Origin of the sequence: Cellulosimicrobium sp. E-16 (assembly GCF_049913115.1) — a bacterium.
In the GTDB taxonomy this organism is placed as follows: Bacteria; Actinomycetota; Actinomycetes; order Actinomycetales; family Cellulomonadaceae; genus Cellulosimicrobium.
The window spans coordinates 2,734,108-2,750,138 of the sequence record NZ_CP183974.1 but is presented as its reverse complement, the minus strand read 5'-3'; the positions used below and the strand labels follow the sequence as shown (position 1 = coordinate 2,750,138).

At 68.1% G+C, this 16,031-nt stretch carries 6 protein-coding genes and 5 pseudogenes; 8 read left to right on the top strand and 3 right to left on the bottom strand.

Annotation, left to right across the window (positions count from 1 at the left end; genetic code table 11):
- The first annotated feature begins 2 nt into the window (after positions 1–2).
- Both ACN9MS_RS12170 and ACN9MS_RS12165 read left to right on the top strand, forming a co-directional pair.
- Entirely contained in the window at positions 3–2,636 is a 2,634-nt protein-coding gene (locus tag ACN9MS_RS12170; RefSeq protein WP_426311892.1) for an alpha/beta fold hydrolase, read from the top strand.
- Positions 2,633–3,637, top strand: a complete 1,005-nt coding sequence (locus ACN9MS_RS12165; protein WP_426308843.1) for an NAD-dependent epimerase/dehydratase family protein — start codon at positions 2,633–2,635, stop codon at positions 3,635–3,637. Before ACN9MS_RS12170 ends, ACN9MS_RS12165 begins: the two co-directional genes overlap by 4 nt.
- Positions 3,638–3,787: 150 nt before the next feature.
- Here the strand turns inward: ACN9MS_RS12165 and ACN9MS_RS12160 are convergent.
- Positions 3,788–5,052, bottom strand: a pseudogene (locus tag ACN9MS_RS12160) (IS256 family transposase).
- 35 nt (positions 5,053–5,087) lie between these two features.
- Positions 5,088–6,288 (bottom strand): annotated as a pseudogene (locus ACN9MS_RS12155) (IS3 family transposase).
- Between the two features lie 346 nt (positions 6,289–6,634).
- Between ACN9MS_RS12155 and ACN9MS_RS12150 the strand changes: the two are divergent.
- From ACN9MS_RS12150 to ACN9MS_RS12135, 4 genes and pseudogenes are all read left to right on the top strand, one after another.
- The gene (locus ACN9MS_RS12150) at positions 6,635–10,975 is read left to right on the top strand and encodes a hypothetical protein (RefSeq protein ID WP_426308842.1); all 4,341 of its coding nucleotides are present in this window, start codon (positions 6,635–6,637) and stop codon (positions 10,973–10,975) included.
- Positions 10,976–11,059: 84 nt separating this feature from the next.
- A complete protein-coding gene (locus tag ACN9MS_RS12145; protein ID WP_426308841.1) occupies positions 11,060–11,347 on the top strand; it encodes a transposase in 288 nt (95 codons plus the stop codon).
- Between the two features lie 163 nt (positions 11,348–11,510).
- On the top strand, positions 11,511–11,810 hold the full coding sequence (locus tag ACN9MS_RS12140) for a hypothetical protein (protein WP_426308840.1): 300 nt from the start codon (positions 11,511–11,513) through the stop codon (positions 11,808–11,810).
- Between the two features lie 45 nt (positions 11,811–11,855).
- Positions 11,856–12,737, top strand: a pseudogene (locus ACN9MS_RS12135) (IS3 family transposase); the annotation flags it as partial.
- A gap of 7 nt (positions 12,738–12,744) precedes the next feature.
- Here ACN9MS_RS12135 and ACN9MS_RS12130 read toward each other — a convergent pair.
- Positions 12,745–14,094 (bottom strand): IS30 family transposase, encoded by a 1,350-nt coding sequence (locus tag ACN9MS_RS12130; RefSeq protein ID WP_426311891.1) that lies wholly within the window; start codon positions 14,092–14,094, stop codon positions 12,745–12,747.
- A gap of 94 nt (positions 14,095–14,188) precedes the next feature.
- Here ACN9MS_RS12130 and ACN9MS_RS12125 point away from each other — a divergent pair.
- A pseudogene (locus ACN9MS_RS12125) lies at positions 14,189–14,482 on the top strand (integrase core domain-containing protein); the annotation flags it as partial.
- A gap of 21 nt (positions 14,483–14,503) precedes the next feature.
- Positions 14,504–15,698, top strand: a pseudogene (locus tag ACN9MS_RS12120) (IS1634 family transposase); the annotation flags it as partial.
- Positions 15,699–16,031: the final 333 nt, after the last annotated feature.

The window sequence follows — 16,031 nt, the reverse complement described above, 5'->3', positions numbered from 1 at the left end:
TCATGCCCGCGACCGATTCCCTCCTGCGCCCCGCCGGCACCGTCCCGCACGGGCTGCCGGGCCTGGACCCGCGCTACAGCCACGTGCTGCGCGACGCCCGGGGCGCGACCTGGCACTACCTCGACACGGGTCCTGAGCTCGAGCGGCACGGTGTCGCGCCTGTCGGCACCGTGCTCGCCGTGCACGGCAACCCCACGTGGTCCTACCTGTGGCGGGGTCTCGTGACCGACTCCGTCGCCGCCGCCCGGGGCGGCGGTGCGGTGTGGCGCGTCGTCGCCGTCGACCAGCTCGAGATGGGGTTCTCGGCCCGCACGGGAGAGCACCGCCCGCTCGCCCGCCGTGTCGCCGACCTGGGCGCCTTCACCGACGCCCTCCGTCTCGCCGGGCCCGTCGTCACCCTCGGCCACGACTGGGGCGGCGTCGTCTCCCTCGGCTGGGCCGTCGACCACCCCGACCTCCTCGCCGGCGTCGCGCTGCTCAACACGGCCGTGCACCAGCCCGACGGCGCCTCGGTGCCCGCGCCGCTGCGCCTCGCGCTCGCCGGACCCGTGCACCGGCTCGGCACCCGCACGACGCCCGCCTTCCTCGACACGACGCTCGCACTGGCGCGCCCACGGCTGGCCACCGACGTCGCCAGCGCCTACCGGCTGCCCTACCGCGTGGCGCACGACCGCGACGGGATCGAGGGCTTCGTCGCCGACATCCCCGTGGACGCCTCGCACCCCAGCGCGCCCGAGCTCGACCGCATCGCCGACGGCGTCGCGCGGCTCCGCGTGCCCGCCGTGCTGCTGTGGGGACCGCACGACCCGGTGTTCTCCGACCGCTACCTCGACGACCTCGTCCGCCGGCTGCCGCACGCGCACGTGCACCGGTTCGCGGACGCCGGCCATCTCGTCGCCGAGGATGCCGACTGGACGCCCGCCGTTCTCGGGTGGCTCAGGGACGTGCTGTCCGGGGCCGGTGCCACCGGTGCTGAGGGGAGTGCCCACTCGCCGTTCGTGCCGCTGTGGGCGGGAATAGACGCGCGGGCGGGGGACGACGCGCCCGCGGTGCTGGACATGGCGTCGACCGATGCCGACGGGTCTGCCCGGGTCGTGAGCTGGCGGGCGCTGCACCGGCAGGTGCGGCGGGTGGCTGCGGGGCTGCACGCGATCGGGGTGCGCCGGGGCGATCGGGTGTCGCTGCTGGTGGAACCGGGGCCCACGCTGACCGCGCTCGTCTACGCGTGCCTGCGGATCGGGGCCGTCGTGGTGGTCGCCGACGCCGGGCTGGGGATCCGCGGGCTCACCCGCGCCCAGCGCGGGGCGTGGCCGCGGTTCGTCGTCGCGCAGACCAAGGGCCTGGCCGCGGCGCGCGCGCTCGGCTGGCCCGGCGTGCGGATCTCGGCCGACCCGCTCGCGCCCGCGGTCCGTCGTGCGCTGGGCGTGGCGCACGAGCTCGTCGACGTCGCGCGCGCCGGGGAGGGCGCCGCGCTGCCACCCGAGCCCGGACCCGACGACGAGGCCGCCGTGCTGTTCACGTCCGGGTCGACGGGCCCGGCCAAGGGCGTCGTGTACTCGCACGCCCGCCTCTCCGCGCTGCGCGACACGCTCGCCGAGCACTTCGACGTCGGCCCCGACACCGGGCTCGTCACGGGCTTCGCCCCGTTCGCGCTGCTCGGGCCCGCGCTCGGCACGCGGTCGGTGACGCCGCGCATGGACGTCTCCTCACCGCGCACGCTCACCGCCCGGGCCGTCGCCGACGCCGTGCGCGCATCGGACGCGCGCATCGTGTTCCTCTCGCCCGCCGCAATCCTCAACGTGGTCGCGACCGCCGACGCGCTCGACGCCGCAGACCGCACCGCCCTCGCGCGCGTGCGCACGTTCCTCTCCACGGGCGCGCCGATCTCGGCCGGGCTGCTCGGCTCGGCCGCCGAGCTCATGCCCGCCGCCACGGCACACACCCCGTACGGGATGACGGAGTGCCTGCTGGTCACGGACGTCACGCTCGACGGCATCCGCGACGCCGCCGCGGCCCCCGACGCCGGCGTGTGCGTGGGCCGCCCCGTGCCCGGGGTGGAGGTGCTCATCAGCGCCCTCGACGACGACGGAGCCGCGACGGGCGCGCCGTCGATCGCGCCCGGCGTGCTCGGCGAGGTCCTCGTCCAGGCCTGGCATCTCAAGGAGCGCTACGACCGGCTGTGGCTCACCGACCTGGCCGCCGAGCGCGGCACCCCGCCCGGACGGTGGCACCGCACCGGCGACGTCGGGCACCTCGACGCGCAGGGCCGCCTGTGGATCGAGGGGCGGCTCGGGCACGTGCTCCGCACCGCCGACGGCCCGCTCGCACCCGTGGGGCCGGAGCAGCACGTGGAGCGGGTGGAGCAGGTGCGGCGGGCCGCCGTCGTCGGCATCGGGCCTGCGGGCCTGCAGCAGGCGGTCGCGGTGGTCGAGACCGCGCCCGGCGCCCGGCGCCCCGGGCTGGCGCCCGAGGCGCTGACCACCGCCGTGCGCACCGCGTCGCCCGTGGCGCTCGCGGCCGTGCTCGTGGTGCCGCGCATGCCCACCGACGTGCGGCACAACTCCAAGATCGACCGGGCGCGCCTCGCCGCCTGGGCGGACGGCGTCCTCGCCGGCGGGCGGGTGGGGCAGCCGTGACCGTGCTCGTGACCGGGGCGTCGGGGCTGCTCGGCGGCGCCCTCGCCCGTGCGCTCGTGGCACGCGGCGACGAGGTCCGCACGCTCCAGCGCCGCGCCTCCGGCGTGCCGGGCGCCGAGGACGTCCGGGGGTCCGTGACCGACCCGGCGGCCGTCGCGCGCGCCGTCGAGGGCGTCGACGCGGTCGTGCACCTCGCGGCCAAGGTGTCGCTCGCGGGCGAGCCCGCGGAGTTCCGCGCCGTGAACGTCGACGGCACGGCCGCGCTCCTCGACGCGGCCGAGCGCGCCGGGGTCGAGCGGTTCGTGCAGGTGTCCTCGCCGTCCGTGGCCCACCTGGGCTCGTCCCTGGTCGGGGCAAGCACGACGCCGGCCGACCCCCAGCACGCGCGCGGCGAGTACGCGCGCACGAAGGCGGCGGCCGAGCTGCTCGCGCTGGGCCGGGACCGCCGACGGCGGCCGGACGGGTCGGGCGGGACCGGGCCGAGCGTCGTCGCCGTGCGCCCGCACATCGTCTGGGGGCCGGGCGACACCCAGCTCGTCGAGCGGGTGCTCGAGCGAGCCGCGGGCGGGCGCCTGCCCCTGCTGGGGCACGGCGCGGTGCTCATCGACACGCTCTACGTGGACAACGCCGCGGACGGCATCCTCGCCGCGCTCGACCGCGCACACGACGTGCACGGTCGCGCGTACGTGCTGACCAACGGCGAGCCCCGCACCGTCGCCGACCTGCTCACGGGCATCTGCCGGGCCGGCAGCGTCGAGCCACCGCGGTGGCGCGTCCCGGCCGGGGTCGCGAGGGCAGCGGGAAGCCTGGTCGAGGCTGTCTGGCGGGTGCGACCGGGCGCCGACGAGCCGCCGATGACACGCTTCCTGGCCGAGCAACTGTCGACCGCGCACTGGTTCGACCAGCGGGCCACGCGCCACGACCTGCGCTGGCGCCCGGCCGTGAGCGTGGACGAAGGGCTGCGGCGCTTGGCCGCGCACTACGGCGGCACGGCCGCCTGACGCCGATCCGCATCACCTTCAGCGCCGCCTGGGTCCTGGGCGCTTGCCTGGCCTGGTCATGCACTGAGGAGACGGGCCCTAGGGCCTGTTTCGGAAGTGGTGTCTGACCTGGGGAGTGTCCGATGAACGGTGGGCGGGCCACGGCGTTCCTTAGTTGCTCGAGGGGTTGATGCGCCCCTCGAAGGTGATCGCGAACGCGTTCAGCGCGGCCTTCCACCGGATGACCCATCGTGCCCGACCGCGGCCGGTCGGGTCCAGGGACCGGGTCACGAGGTAGAGACACTTCAGCGCTGCGGCATCGTTCGGGAAGTGCCCACGGGCGCGGACCGCGCGCCGGTAGCGGGCGTTCAACGACTCGATCGCGTTCGTCGTGCAGATGATCTTGCGGATCTCCACGTCGTAGTCCAAGAACGGGATGAACTCGCCCCATGCGGACCGCCACAGCTTGACCGCGGCCGGATACTTGCCGACCCACTCGTCTGCGAACTCGTCCATCCGGACCTCGGCCTGCTCGGCGTTCACGGCTGTGTAGATCGGCTTGAGGTCGCGGGCCATCTTGTCCCAGTCCTGTCGGGCGGCGTAGCGGAACGTGTTGCGGATCAGGTGGATCACGCAGGTCTGCACCTGCGCCAGCTCCCACACGGTCGTGATCGCGTCCGGCAAGCCCTTGAGACCGTCGCAGACCGCGATGCACACGTCGCCCACGCCGCGGTTCTTGATCTCGGTGAGCACGTTCAGCCAGAACTTCGCGCCCTCCCCGCCGTCGCCGGCCCAGATCCCGAGGATGTCGCGTTCCCCGCGGGTCGTGACACCGATGACGACGTAGAACGGCTTGTTCGTGACCTGCCCGTCGCGAACCTTGACCACGAGGGCGTCGATGAAGATCACGGGGTAGACCTCGTCCAGCGGCCGGGTCTGCCATTCGGCCATCTCGGCGACGACCTTGTCAGTGATCCGCGAGACGGTGTCCTTGGAAACGCTGGCACCGTAGACCTCGGCGAAGTGCGCGCTGATCTCCCCGGTCGTGAGCCCCCGTGCGGTGAGGGACAGCACCAGCTCGTCGACACCGTTCAGGCGCCGCTGCCGCTTGCGAACGATCGTCGGCTCGAACGACCGTCACGGTCGCGAGGCACGTCGAGCTCCACCGGACCGATCTCCGTCAGGACCGTCTTGGACCGGGTGCCGTTGCGCTCGTTCGACCCGGTCTTGGCGGCACGCTCACCGGGCGGGTAGCCCAGATGCTCGGTCAGCTCCTCGTCCAGCGCGGTCTCCAAGACCTGCTTCGTCAGGCCGGTCAACAGCCCGTCCGGGCCGACCAGATCGATCCCCGCCGCCTTCGCCTGCGCCACCAGCTGCTGCGCCAGCGCCTGCTTCTCGTCCCCGTCGAGCGTCACGGGCTCGATGATCTCGGTCATCCTGCCTACTTCCCGCCAAGCCTGTGCTCGGCGTGTCAGGCCGAGACCCACCCACCGTTAATCAGACAGACCCCGACCTGAGTGGTCATGATGGCTTCGTACTCGATGGGGGTCAATCGTCCGAGACGCTGCTGGCGTCGGCGTCGGTGGTAGGTGCGTTCGATCCAGGTGATGATCGCGATCCGCAGCTCGGCGCCGGTGGCCCAGCGGCGGCGGTTCAGGACGTTCTTCTGCAGCAGGGCGGTGAAGGACTCCATGGCGGCGTTGTCGCCAGCGGAGGCGACCTGGCCCATCGATCCGAGCAGGTCGTGACGACGCAGCGCTGCCAGGAATCTCCGGCTTCGAAATTGGCTGCCTCTGTCGCTGTGCACGATGCATCCGGCCACGTCGGTGCCTTCAGCGCGGCGTCTGGCGACGGCGTTCTCGAGCGCCTGGACGGCCAGCCGCGACTTCATGCGGTCGCTGATGGAGTAGCCCGCGATCCGGCCCGAGTACACGTCCTTGATCGCGCACAGGTAGACCTTGCCCTCGCCGGTGGGGTGCTCGGTGATGTCCGTCAACCACAGCTCGTCCGGCTCCGAGGCGGTGAAGTCCCGGCGGACGAGGTCGTCGTGCGCGGGCGGGCCGGGCTTCCTACCGCTCTTCGTGCCTCGCTTCTTGCCTAACACGCTCCACCAGCCGCCCTCGGCGCAGCGGGCCCACATCGTGCGGTAACACGCGTCGTGGCCGGCATCACGGGCCTGGTCCCCCAACAGCCGGTACCCGAACTCCGGGTCGTCGCGGTGGGCGTCGAACAGGGCGTTCGCGAGATACGCCTGGTCGAGCTCGGTGGCCGTGACAGGGCAGGCGAGCCACTGGTAGTAGGGCTGTCTGGCGAAGTCGAGCACCCGGCAGGTCACCGCGACGGGGATCCCCGCCTCGGCGGGCTCACGGACCAGCGGGTAGCTCATTCTCCCGGCAGGTGCGCCTGGGCGAAGTACGCCGCCGCGCGGCGCAGCACCTCGTTCTCCTGCTCCATCAGCCGCACACGTCTGCGGGCCTCGCGCAGCTCGGCCGATTCCGACGCGCTCACGCCGGGCTTGGCACCGTCCTCGACGTCAGCGGCGTGCAGCCAGTTGCGCAGGCACGACTCCGAGAGATACCGAAGTCCTTCCCGACCTGCTTGACCAGGACCTCGCCCTGGCGGGCGACGGCCACGACGTCGTCGCGGAACTCTTTGGGGTGGGGTCTGGGCACGGGCCACATCCTTCCAGCAGCACCTCACGGCACCACACGTTCGGTGGCACCTATCCGTGCAGCAGTCCCACGTGCATAGGATTGCTGTCGTGGTGAGAGCGTCGAACGGTGCAGCGCCGGAACATGCTGCTGCGCCGAACTCCGAGGACGTTGGCCGAGGAGACCTGGTGATGTTGAGGCCCGATCAGGACGCGAGCAAGCGAAGCGTCTGCAACCTGGAATCAGCGTGAGTCCACGGCCAGGCGGAGAAGCTGACAAGCTTGGAAACAGGTATGAACTCGCCTGGGCGATTCGACATGCCCTCTATTGCATTGCTGACGGCGATCACTCCCTAACGCTCGAGGACGTGGACGTCGAAGCCGGCAAGGGTTCGGAGTTCACCTTCACGGCCGGCCCGTCTACTGAGGTGCATCAACTCAAGCGCCAGAACGGCAACAGCAACAGCTGGTCAGTTAAGGCTCTGGCTGATCTCAAGGTGCTCCATTCTGCTGCGGGGCACGTGGCTGCTGGTCGCGAGTTCCACTTCGTGTCGCTTGTCCCGTGTCGGCCACTGCAAGAGCTGGCTGAACGTGCACGGAAGTCCGCTGACCTCGTGGAGTTCACCCAGTCCTGGCTGACGAACGAGCTGCGCCCCGTCTTCGATCAGTTGGCCGCGGACGCCGTCCTAGGTAGTCCACAGAAGGCTCGGGACACCTTGCGAGGAGTGTGGTTCAAGGTCCAAGACGAAGGCGACATCGTTCGCATGAACGCTATGCTGGCTGGACGCCAGCTAGGTGGCGCCACGGGCGAACTCGTCTCGCTCGCGATCGGTGACATCCTGCTGGAGAACCTGGGCCGTCGGCTGACCCGTGTCGAACTGTTGGAGCTACTTGAGGCCAAGGAGATTCACCCGCCGACGTCCGACTCGCGCCGAAGCGCGAGCGAGCAGCTTCGCGCAGTGACTTCCAGTTGGCGCGAGTCTGTCAAACGCGAACTGCTGCAGCCGCGCATCGAGCGCAGCGAAGCCGTCGAGGCGATCGAATCGCTTCACGATCGTCGGGTCGCCTTCGTGTCCGGGACGGCGGGAGGCGGTAAGAGTTCTGTTCTGGATCAGGCCGTCGAGGCTCTGGAAACTTCGGGTGCGCAGGTGCTGGCATTGCGCCTCGACCGTCTGGAATCATTCGCGTCCACCACAGACCTTGGTCGGCAGTTCGGCTTGGAGACCTCGCCCTCAGTGCTGCTCGCCCTCGCCGCGGACGGTCGCGACGCGTATCTGGTTGTCGACCAGTTGGATGCGGTCAGCCTGGCGTCTGGCCGCATGCCCGAGAGCTTCGACGTCGTGATGGATCTCATCGGCGAGGCCCTGTCTGTAAGCGGCCTCAGGGTCATCCTGGCATGTCGCGAGTTCGACATCGATAACGACCATCGGATTCGCTCGCTGACTGATCGACCGGACACCGTGAAGGTCTCAGTTGGCCTCCTCTCTGCAGAGGCAGTCGATGCTGCCGTGACGTCGATGGGCCTCGATGCAACGAAGTTGACCTCCTCGCAACGGTCGATCTTGCAGACGCCGATGCATCTCGTGCTCCTAAGCTCGATCGCGAGCCAAGACAAAGCACTCGCATTTCACTCTAGGGGCTCCCTGTTCGAGGCCTACTGGGAGCGCAAGCGGCAGATGGCGCGTGCTAAGCGAGCTGATGTACGGTTCAACGCAGTGCTGTGTCGAGTTGCGAACGCGGCGAGTGACCGACAGACGCTGTCTGTTCCTATTGAGATTCTCGACGAGGACGAACTCATCGAAGATGCCAACGTTCTCGTGTCTGAGCACGTCCTAGCCCGCGGCGGCGGTCGGATTGCCTTCTTTCACGAGACATTCTTCGACTACGCCTTCGCGCGCCAGTGGGTGTCACGATCCGAGTCGCTGACGGACTTCCTACTGCGCGACGAGCAAGAGTTGTTCCGTAGAGGCCAGGTTCGCCAGATCTTGCAGCACCTCTACGAACGAGAACCCGAACGCTTCAGGGTGGAGGCGGTGGCAGTACTGACCAGCGACCGGGTGCGCTTCCACATCAAGGAGACGGTGCTCGCGGTGCTATCCAACCTCGGTGCGCCTAGCAGCGAGGACGCCGAGGTCATCTTCGATGTGTCAGCTACCGGGCCGACGTACGAGAATCAACTCTGGCTACACACCCGCCGCGTCCCGTGGTTCAGGCGCTTCTATGAGGACGGCACCATCGCGTCCTGGCTTGACAGCAACGACTCAACACTGCAGCAACGCGCAGTCAATCTCATGATGAGCGCGGTCAAAGAGATGCCTGATGAGGTGGCTGAACTACTCGGTGCTCGCCAATTCGCGCCAGAATATCTCAACTGGCTACGCCCGATCGCTCGCTTCTCTGATCCATTCCTGAGCCGCAGCCTCTTCGATCTCATCCTCGCAGCGGTCCGCGAGGGCGGTTTTGACGCGGCGGAGCACGAGCTGTGGTTGGCGGTTCACGACCTGGCGAAGCGGCAGCCACTCTGGGCTATCGAGCTGATAGAGGCTCGGTTCATCGAGCACGCCGACGCCCTTGTGCTCGATGAAAGCGGCAAGGTGGTTCTGCTCGGTGTGCGCGAGTACGCCGCCTCAGAGCTGGTCCGCGAAGCCGCCGCAACTGAGCCGCTGGCCTTCGCACAGGCAGCTGTCCCGTACCTGCGTCGTGTCATGGCAGCCACTGCGTATGAGCCTCGCCCAGACGATCCGATTCGCGATCGGCACTTCTGCGCGCGGTTCAAGGTCGACGAACTTGACGACAAGGACCTGGATGACGCCCTATTCTCCGGGGCAGTTCGCGCTCTGGAATCGCTCGCTCGAACGGTGCCGGAGGATATCCAGCTACTGCTTGAGGAGCTCGTCGAAGATCCTCACGACGCAGCCCAGTTCCTGCTCTACCGAGCGCTGACGGCCGGAGGGTCGACCTTCGCAGACTGGGCGGCGTCGCTTCTCCTCGAGGGGGGAGCTCGACTTGACTGTGGCTATATGGCCGACTCCGACTGGGCAGCACGTGAGCTGGTCAAGGCAATCGCTCCCCACTTATCTGACGACGTTCATCTGCAGCTTGAAGACCTGTTCCGTGATCTACGCAATGCCTACGAAGATCGTTACAGCTTCGGGCGGTCGGCGTTCACGTTCTTGTCGGCCCTCGAAGAGGACAGGTTGTCCCCTGCAGGTGTCCGCAGGTTGGGCGAGCACCGGCGCAAATTCCAAGAGGACGTGCCTTCGCAGCCTCAAGGCATCACGGGCGGCGCGATCGGATCACCCATCGAGCCGGACGCGGCAAGCAAGATGTCCGACGATCAGTGGCTCAAGGCGATGGCTAAGCACAACGCCGACCGAACGAACTGGAGCAACTTCACGGGCGGTGCCCGTGAACTGTCCCACGTTCTGCGCGAGCAGGCTAAGGCTGATCCGAAGCGATTCGCACTTCTAGCTCTTAAACTCACGCCTGACTTCAACCCGGCCTTCGCCGACGGACTCCTGATGGGCTTTGCCGACGCTGAGCGTTCAGACGACGCCGCGCCACTGATATACGACGCTGTTCGACATCTCGCGTCGCTCGGACACGACGATGTTGACAGGTGGCTCGGCAATGCTCTGAGGCGCTACTATCGGGACGCGCCCATCGATCTCGTCGAGCTGCTGCTTGAGCGTGCCCTTCAGTCGCCGGATCCCGAGGACGACTCGCCGATCTTTACCCGTGACGGCGACGACGGCCGTTCCGCCGCCGACATGCACATTAACGCCATTAACACCGGTCGCGGCAGCCTCGCGGAGGTTCTCGGTGACCTGCTAGTCTACGACGCCGACGGCGAACGGACCGAACTAGTCCGGCCTCACCTCAACACGCTCGCGAGTGACCCAGTGCTCTTCGTTCGTTCGAGCGCCGCTCACACGCTCGCGGCTGCCCTGCGTCATGCCCGACCAGATGCCGTCTCGGCGTTCAAGAAGTTGATTGACACCGACGATCGGATCTTGGCGGCCGGAATGGTGCAACGTCTGATGCTCTATATCGGCAACGTCGATCCGGATGTTATCACCCCGGTCATCCAACGCATGCTGGAGTCGTCGGACGGCGAAGCTAGGGAAGCCGGGGGAGTACTAGCTGCATTCGCGGGGCTCGAGTGGGGTCGTCCGGACTTGCTCACGAAGGCGCTCGGAGGCGACGTCATGACCCGTAAGGGGGTCGCCGAAGTGTGCGCGAATCGTGTTGACCGGACGTCGAACGCGTCGCTCGCATCCGGCACTCTCACTAAGTTGATGACTGATCAAGATGACGACGTGCTTACGGTGGTTGCCAGGGTCGCTCCGCATCTACGCAATCACCAGCTCCGCCCCTTCGCCGAACTGCTTGCCGCATTGATCGACTCGCCAGCATACGACCACGCCACACCGCAGCTCCTGCTGACCCTGCAGCACGCGCCGGACAAGGTTGATGACCTCGTCCTGAAGGTGTCGCAACGGTTCATCTCCGTCTTTGGCAGTGAGGCCGGTGACCTTCGGACAGGTGCTGCTGGCGATGCGCACTACGTCAGTGAGCTCGTAGTCCGTGGCTTGGCGCAATCTCGTGACAGGGGTCATCGGGCGGCGTTGCTCGACGTCCTGGACAATCTCCTAGAGCTCGGCGTCTATGGCGTCGACGAAGCGATCGTAGAAGCTGAGCGGCTATAGACCCTGTAGGGCGTGTCTGGAGCCTGACCCGGTTTCCCGGACACCTGATCTGAGGCGATGATCGCCTCGGGAGAGGAGTCCGTGATGCCTGCAGCCAAGCCGGCGGAGTTCCGGCGCAGAGCGGTGGACCTGGCCCGGCGCGGTGATGCGCCGGTGCGGCAGGTCGCGAAGGATCTGGGGATCAGCGAGTCGTGCCTGCGGCGGTGGATGGCCCAGGACGATGTCGACGCGGGTCGGCGCGAGGGCCTGACGTCCGAAGAGCGCAAGGAGCTGGTCGAGCTGCGTCGTCGGACTCGGGTGCTGGAGATGGAGAACGAGATCCTCAAGCGGGCATCGGCGTACTTCGCCCGGGAAAACGTGCTCCCAAAATGAGTGCCCGGCTCGTTCGCGAGCTCGCCGGCGACGGGGTTCCCGTCGCGGTGACCCGACTTTGATCACAGATCGGTGGTTCTGGCGGGTGTATGCCGTTGACCTGCGGGTTCGCGGTCGCGAAGGTGAGATTCTGTGCACTAACCGGCGGCTCTAGGCTTGCTGGGTGGCTCCGCACATCCGCACCGTGACGACGGCGTCCGGGGCGCGGGCGGTGCAGATCGTGTACTCCAACCGCAAGGGTGCCCGGGACATCAGGCACATCGGGTCTGCGCACGACGACGTCGAGCTCGAGCTGTTGAAGACCGTCGCGCGGCAGACGCTTGCGGGTGGGCAGGATGAGCTTGACCTCGGCCTGCAGCCGCCGCCCGAGGCGGGCGGGCCGTTGCCGATCAAGACTTCGCGGATGGGGCACCTGTGGGACGCCTTGAGCAGCGTCGGGAGGGACTGCCCCAGCATCGGTTGACTCCTGATCTGTGAGGACTGTGGTCCTCGCTGGAAGGATGTCCCCGTGCCTAAGCCCTATCCCGCCGAGTTCCGTCGTGATGTGGTCGCTGTTGCCCGTCAGGGTGGCTCGATCGCTCAGATCGCCAAGGACTTCGGGATCACCGAGTCCTGTCTTCGTAACTGGCTCAAGGCGGCCGACGTCGAGGACGGTGTGCAGCCCGGTGTGACGAGGCAGGAGTCGGGCGAGCTGCGTGAGCTCAAGCGGCGCAACCGTCAGCTCGAGCAGGAGGTCGAGATCCTGCGCCGGGCGGCGGCGTACTTTGCGAAGGAGATCTCCCCAAAATGACGTACCCGCTGGTCGGTGACCTGGCCGCAGACGGTATCCCCGTCGCGGTGACCTGCCGGGTGCTCGGGTTCTCCAAGCAGGCCTACTACGCGTGGAAGGCCCGCCCCGTCACGCCCGCAGACCTGCAGCGGGCCTACCTGATCAACGCCGCCATGGGCGTGCACCGTGACGACCCGGAGTTCGGGGTACCGGTTCGTCGCCGACGAGCTGGCCGACGCCGGCCTGCGCGTGTCGCCCAACACGGTCTGGTCGCTGTGCCGCGAGGCCGGCATCGTCTCGAGCGTCCACCGCCGACGCAGGTCGGGGAAGAAGGCTGGCCCGCCCGTGCACGACGGCCTCGTTCACCGGCAGTTCCCCGCTGATGGTCCGGACCGGTTGTGGCTGACCGACATCACCGAGCACCCGACCGGCGAGGGCAAGCTCTACCTGTGCGCGATCAAAGACGCCTGGTCCGGGCGGATCGTGGGCTACTCGATGGACTCACGCATGAAGTCCTCGCTCGCCGTCGCCGCGCTGAACAACGCCACCGCCCTGTGCGAGGTCGCCCCAGCGACCGCCGAGCAGACCGGCACGATCTGTCACTCGGACCGCGGCAGTCAGGGCGGATTCAACTGGTCGTCGCAATACGTTGTTGTTCGAGCGATCGTAGGTGCTCGTCCCATGCTTCGGCGGGGGTGCGCCAGCCGAGTCTCTTCCGCGGCCGAGTGTTGAGCGCGTGGGCGACGGCGGTGAGGTCGTCGGCGTTCCAGCGGGCCAGGTCGGTGCCCTTGGGGAAGTACTGGCGCAGCAGGCCGTTGGTGTTCTCGTTCGTCCCGCGCTGCCACGGGCTTCGGGGATCTGCGAAGTAGACCTTGAGGCCGGTGTCGATGGTGAACTGGGCGTGGGCGGACATCTCCTTGCCGCGGTCCCAGGTCAGTGATCGCTTCAGGTCGTCCGGCATGGGTGCCAGTGCCGCGGTCAGCGCCTTGTTCATCGAGATGGCGCCGTAGCCCGAGAGCGCCGCCCCGTTCTTGACGATGGGCTGCTCGCGCCATCCTTCCTCCCTGGGGAGGTGGACGAGGGTCGTGAAGCCCGTCGTGCGTTCGACGACGGTCCCGATCGCTGACCTATTGATGCCGATGATCAAGTCACCCTCGTGGTGGCCCGGGATAGCCCGGTCCTCGACCTCGGCGGGCCGCACGCTGATCAGGACGTCCTCGGTGACGTGCGCCCAGGCCACGCGCTTCGAGCGGGCACGGGGCATCCGCAGCGCCCGACCGGTGCGCAGGCACAGGATGAGTTCCCGCTTGAGTGCACCGCGGGCCTCGATGAACAGGGCCTGGTAGATCGCCTCGTGGCTGATCCGCATGGACTCATCATCGGGGAAGTCGATCTGGAGGCGGTTCGAGATCTGCTCCGGGCTCCACGCATTGACCCACCGACGGTCTTCGCGGTGCGGCTTGTTCAGACCCTTCCAGTCCCGCTCCGTCGGGCCGGCCACGATCGCGCCATCCGGCATGCAAATCTGACCAGAGAGCCGATCTTCGACGTACTCACGCAACCGCTGGTTCACCGCGAGCTTCGCGGTCTTGGGCCGGCGGGCGAACAGCTCCGCCTTCCACTGCGCCACCGAAGCCCGGTACTCGAGCTTGCCGCCCCGAGTGGCCGCGTTGCGGCGCAACTCCCTCGAGATCGTCGACGGGCTCCTTCCGAGCGCGGTGGCGATCGCGCGAACGCCCTTGCCGAGCGCGTTGAGGATCGCGATCTCCTCTCGCTCCGCGAACGACAGATACCGGCCCGACGGGGCAGGCCAGGAGTACGGCGTCATCCCGCCAGCGTGGCGGAACCACCGTTGACCCACGGCCTGCGCCACGCCCACTGCCTCGGCGGCCTCACGCGGCAACTTCCCCGTGGCGACCTCGTCCCAGAACTCGCGCTCCTTCGCGTGGTGATGACCTGGATGCCCCGGTGATCGCATCGGTCCGCGCTTGGCTGTCTCCGTCTCCCACTTCGATGGTCGTCCCACAACACCCTCCTGACCTCGGGTGTTGCGACCACCGGTTGAGCCCGGGCAGTTTCGCTCCAGGCGCTTCGTGGTCGCACTGCATCACCACGGCATCACCGGATCCATGGGCCGTGTCGGCGCCGCCGGGGACAACGCGGCCATGGAGAGCTTCTTTGCCCTGCTGCAGAAGAACGTCCTCAACCGCAAGCGGTGGGCCACCCGTGACGAGCTGCGCCTGGCGATCATCACCTGGATCGAGAAGACCTACCACCGGCGTCGCCGCCAAGAACGACTCGGACGTATGACACCCGTCGAGTTCGAGACCGTCTACGCTGCCAACACCCTGGCCCTCGCGGCCTGAATCGAAGAGTCAACCGATGCTGGGGCAGTCCCGCCTTATGACGCGCTCGGGTTCGGTGCCGCAGCGGCCGGGGATGAGGTCTTCCGGCACCTGGTCCTGGCCCGGATCATCGAGCCCACCTCGAAGTTCGACTCTCTGCGGGTGCTCGCCGAGGCCGGGATCGAGACGGTTTCGTATCCGACGATCACCCGCCGGCTGCGGGTCTACTGCGCCGAGGGGTGGCGTGAGCAGATTGCCGCGGCGTGCGCACGGCACGCGAACCTGGCCCCGGCCACCCTCGTGCTCTACGACGTGACCACGCTGTACTTCGAGACGCACGAGGGCGACGGGTTCCGCGAGTCCGGGTTCTCCAAGGAACGCCGCATCGAGCCGCAGATCACCGTGGGCCTGCTGACGGACGCGGCCGGGTTCCCGCTGATGGTGAACGCGTTCGAGGGCAACGAGGCCGAGACCACCACGATGCTGCCGACGCTCAAGTCGTTCATGACCACCCACCACCTGGCGGACGTGGTGATCGTCGCCGATGCGGGCATGATCTCGGACGCGAACAAGCGCGCGATCGAGGCCTAGGGCCTGGCGTTCATCCTCGGGGCGAAGACGCCCGAGGTCCCGTACCAGATCGAGAAATGGCACCGCGAGCACCCTGGCGAACAGATCCCGGACGGGCACATATCCACCCAGCCCTGGCCCGCAGCACCCTCGGACAAGCGCCGTGACCAGGTCTTCTACTACCAGTACTCCCACGACCGGGGTCGACGCACCCTGCACGGCATCGATGAGCAGGTCCGCAAGGCCGAAGACGCCGTGGCCGGCCACCTCGGTCAAGCGGAACCGGTTCGTCCAGGTCACCGGCGCGACCAAGGCCGTCAACCGCGACCTGGAAGCCAAGGCCAGAGCCCTGGCCGGGATCAAGGGCTACGTCACGAATATCACCGACCCGAACCCCGAGTTGGTGATCGGCGCCTACCGGCGCCTGCTGCAAGTCGAGAAGTCGTTCCGGATGGCGAAGTCCGATCTCGCCGCCCGGCCGATCTACGCCAGGACGCGCGACTCGATCGAGGCGCACCTGAGCATCGTGTTCGCCGCGATCGCCGTCGGTAGATGGATCGAGGAGACCACCAGCTGGTCGCTGCGCAAGTTCGTCAAGACCGCCCGCCGCTACCGCACCATCGAAATCACCCTCGGCAACCCCGAACAAACAGGTCGCGAGGGACTTTGGTACCAGCGAGTACCGCCTGCACAACTGGCCGCATCAGGCGGACGTCGAAGGCAGTGCCGGACCGGGCGCGACCAATTCCGTGTCGGCCGAGTCGCGAGAAGACACGATGCGCACGAGAACGCTGTCGCCAGGCGCCGGGCAGAGGGCGCTGAAAGGAACGCGTCAGACCTGAGGATCCTTGTCGCGTTCGAGCGAACGCCTGCAGACGAGCTTGAGATCAGCGATGGCCGCACGCAAGGGACGGACGACCGACTCGGGCGGGTCTTCGCCTGGGACTCCACCATCGACGTTGACCCAGAAGTAGAACCCGTCCCACGCGCTGACGAACTT

Bases quoted from the DNA above. Each gene is read 5' to 3' on its own strand.
- ACN9MS_RS12130 (WP_426311891.1), bottom strand. From the start codon at position 14,094: ATGCGATCACCGGGGCATCCAGGTCATCACCACGCGAAGGAGCGCGAG.
- ACN9MS_RS12170 (WP_426311892.1), top strand. From the start codon at position 3: ATGCCCGCGACCGATTCCCTCCTGCGCCCCGCCGGCACCGTCCCGCAC.
- ACN9MS_RS12145 (WP_426308841.1), top strand. From the start codon at position 11,060: ATGCCTGCAGCCAAGCCGGCGGAGTTCCGGCGCAGAGCGGTGGACCTG.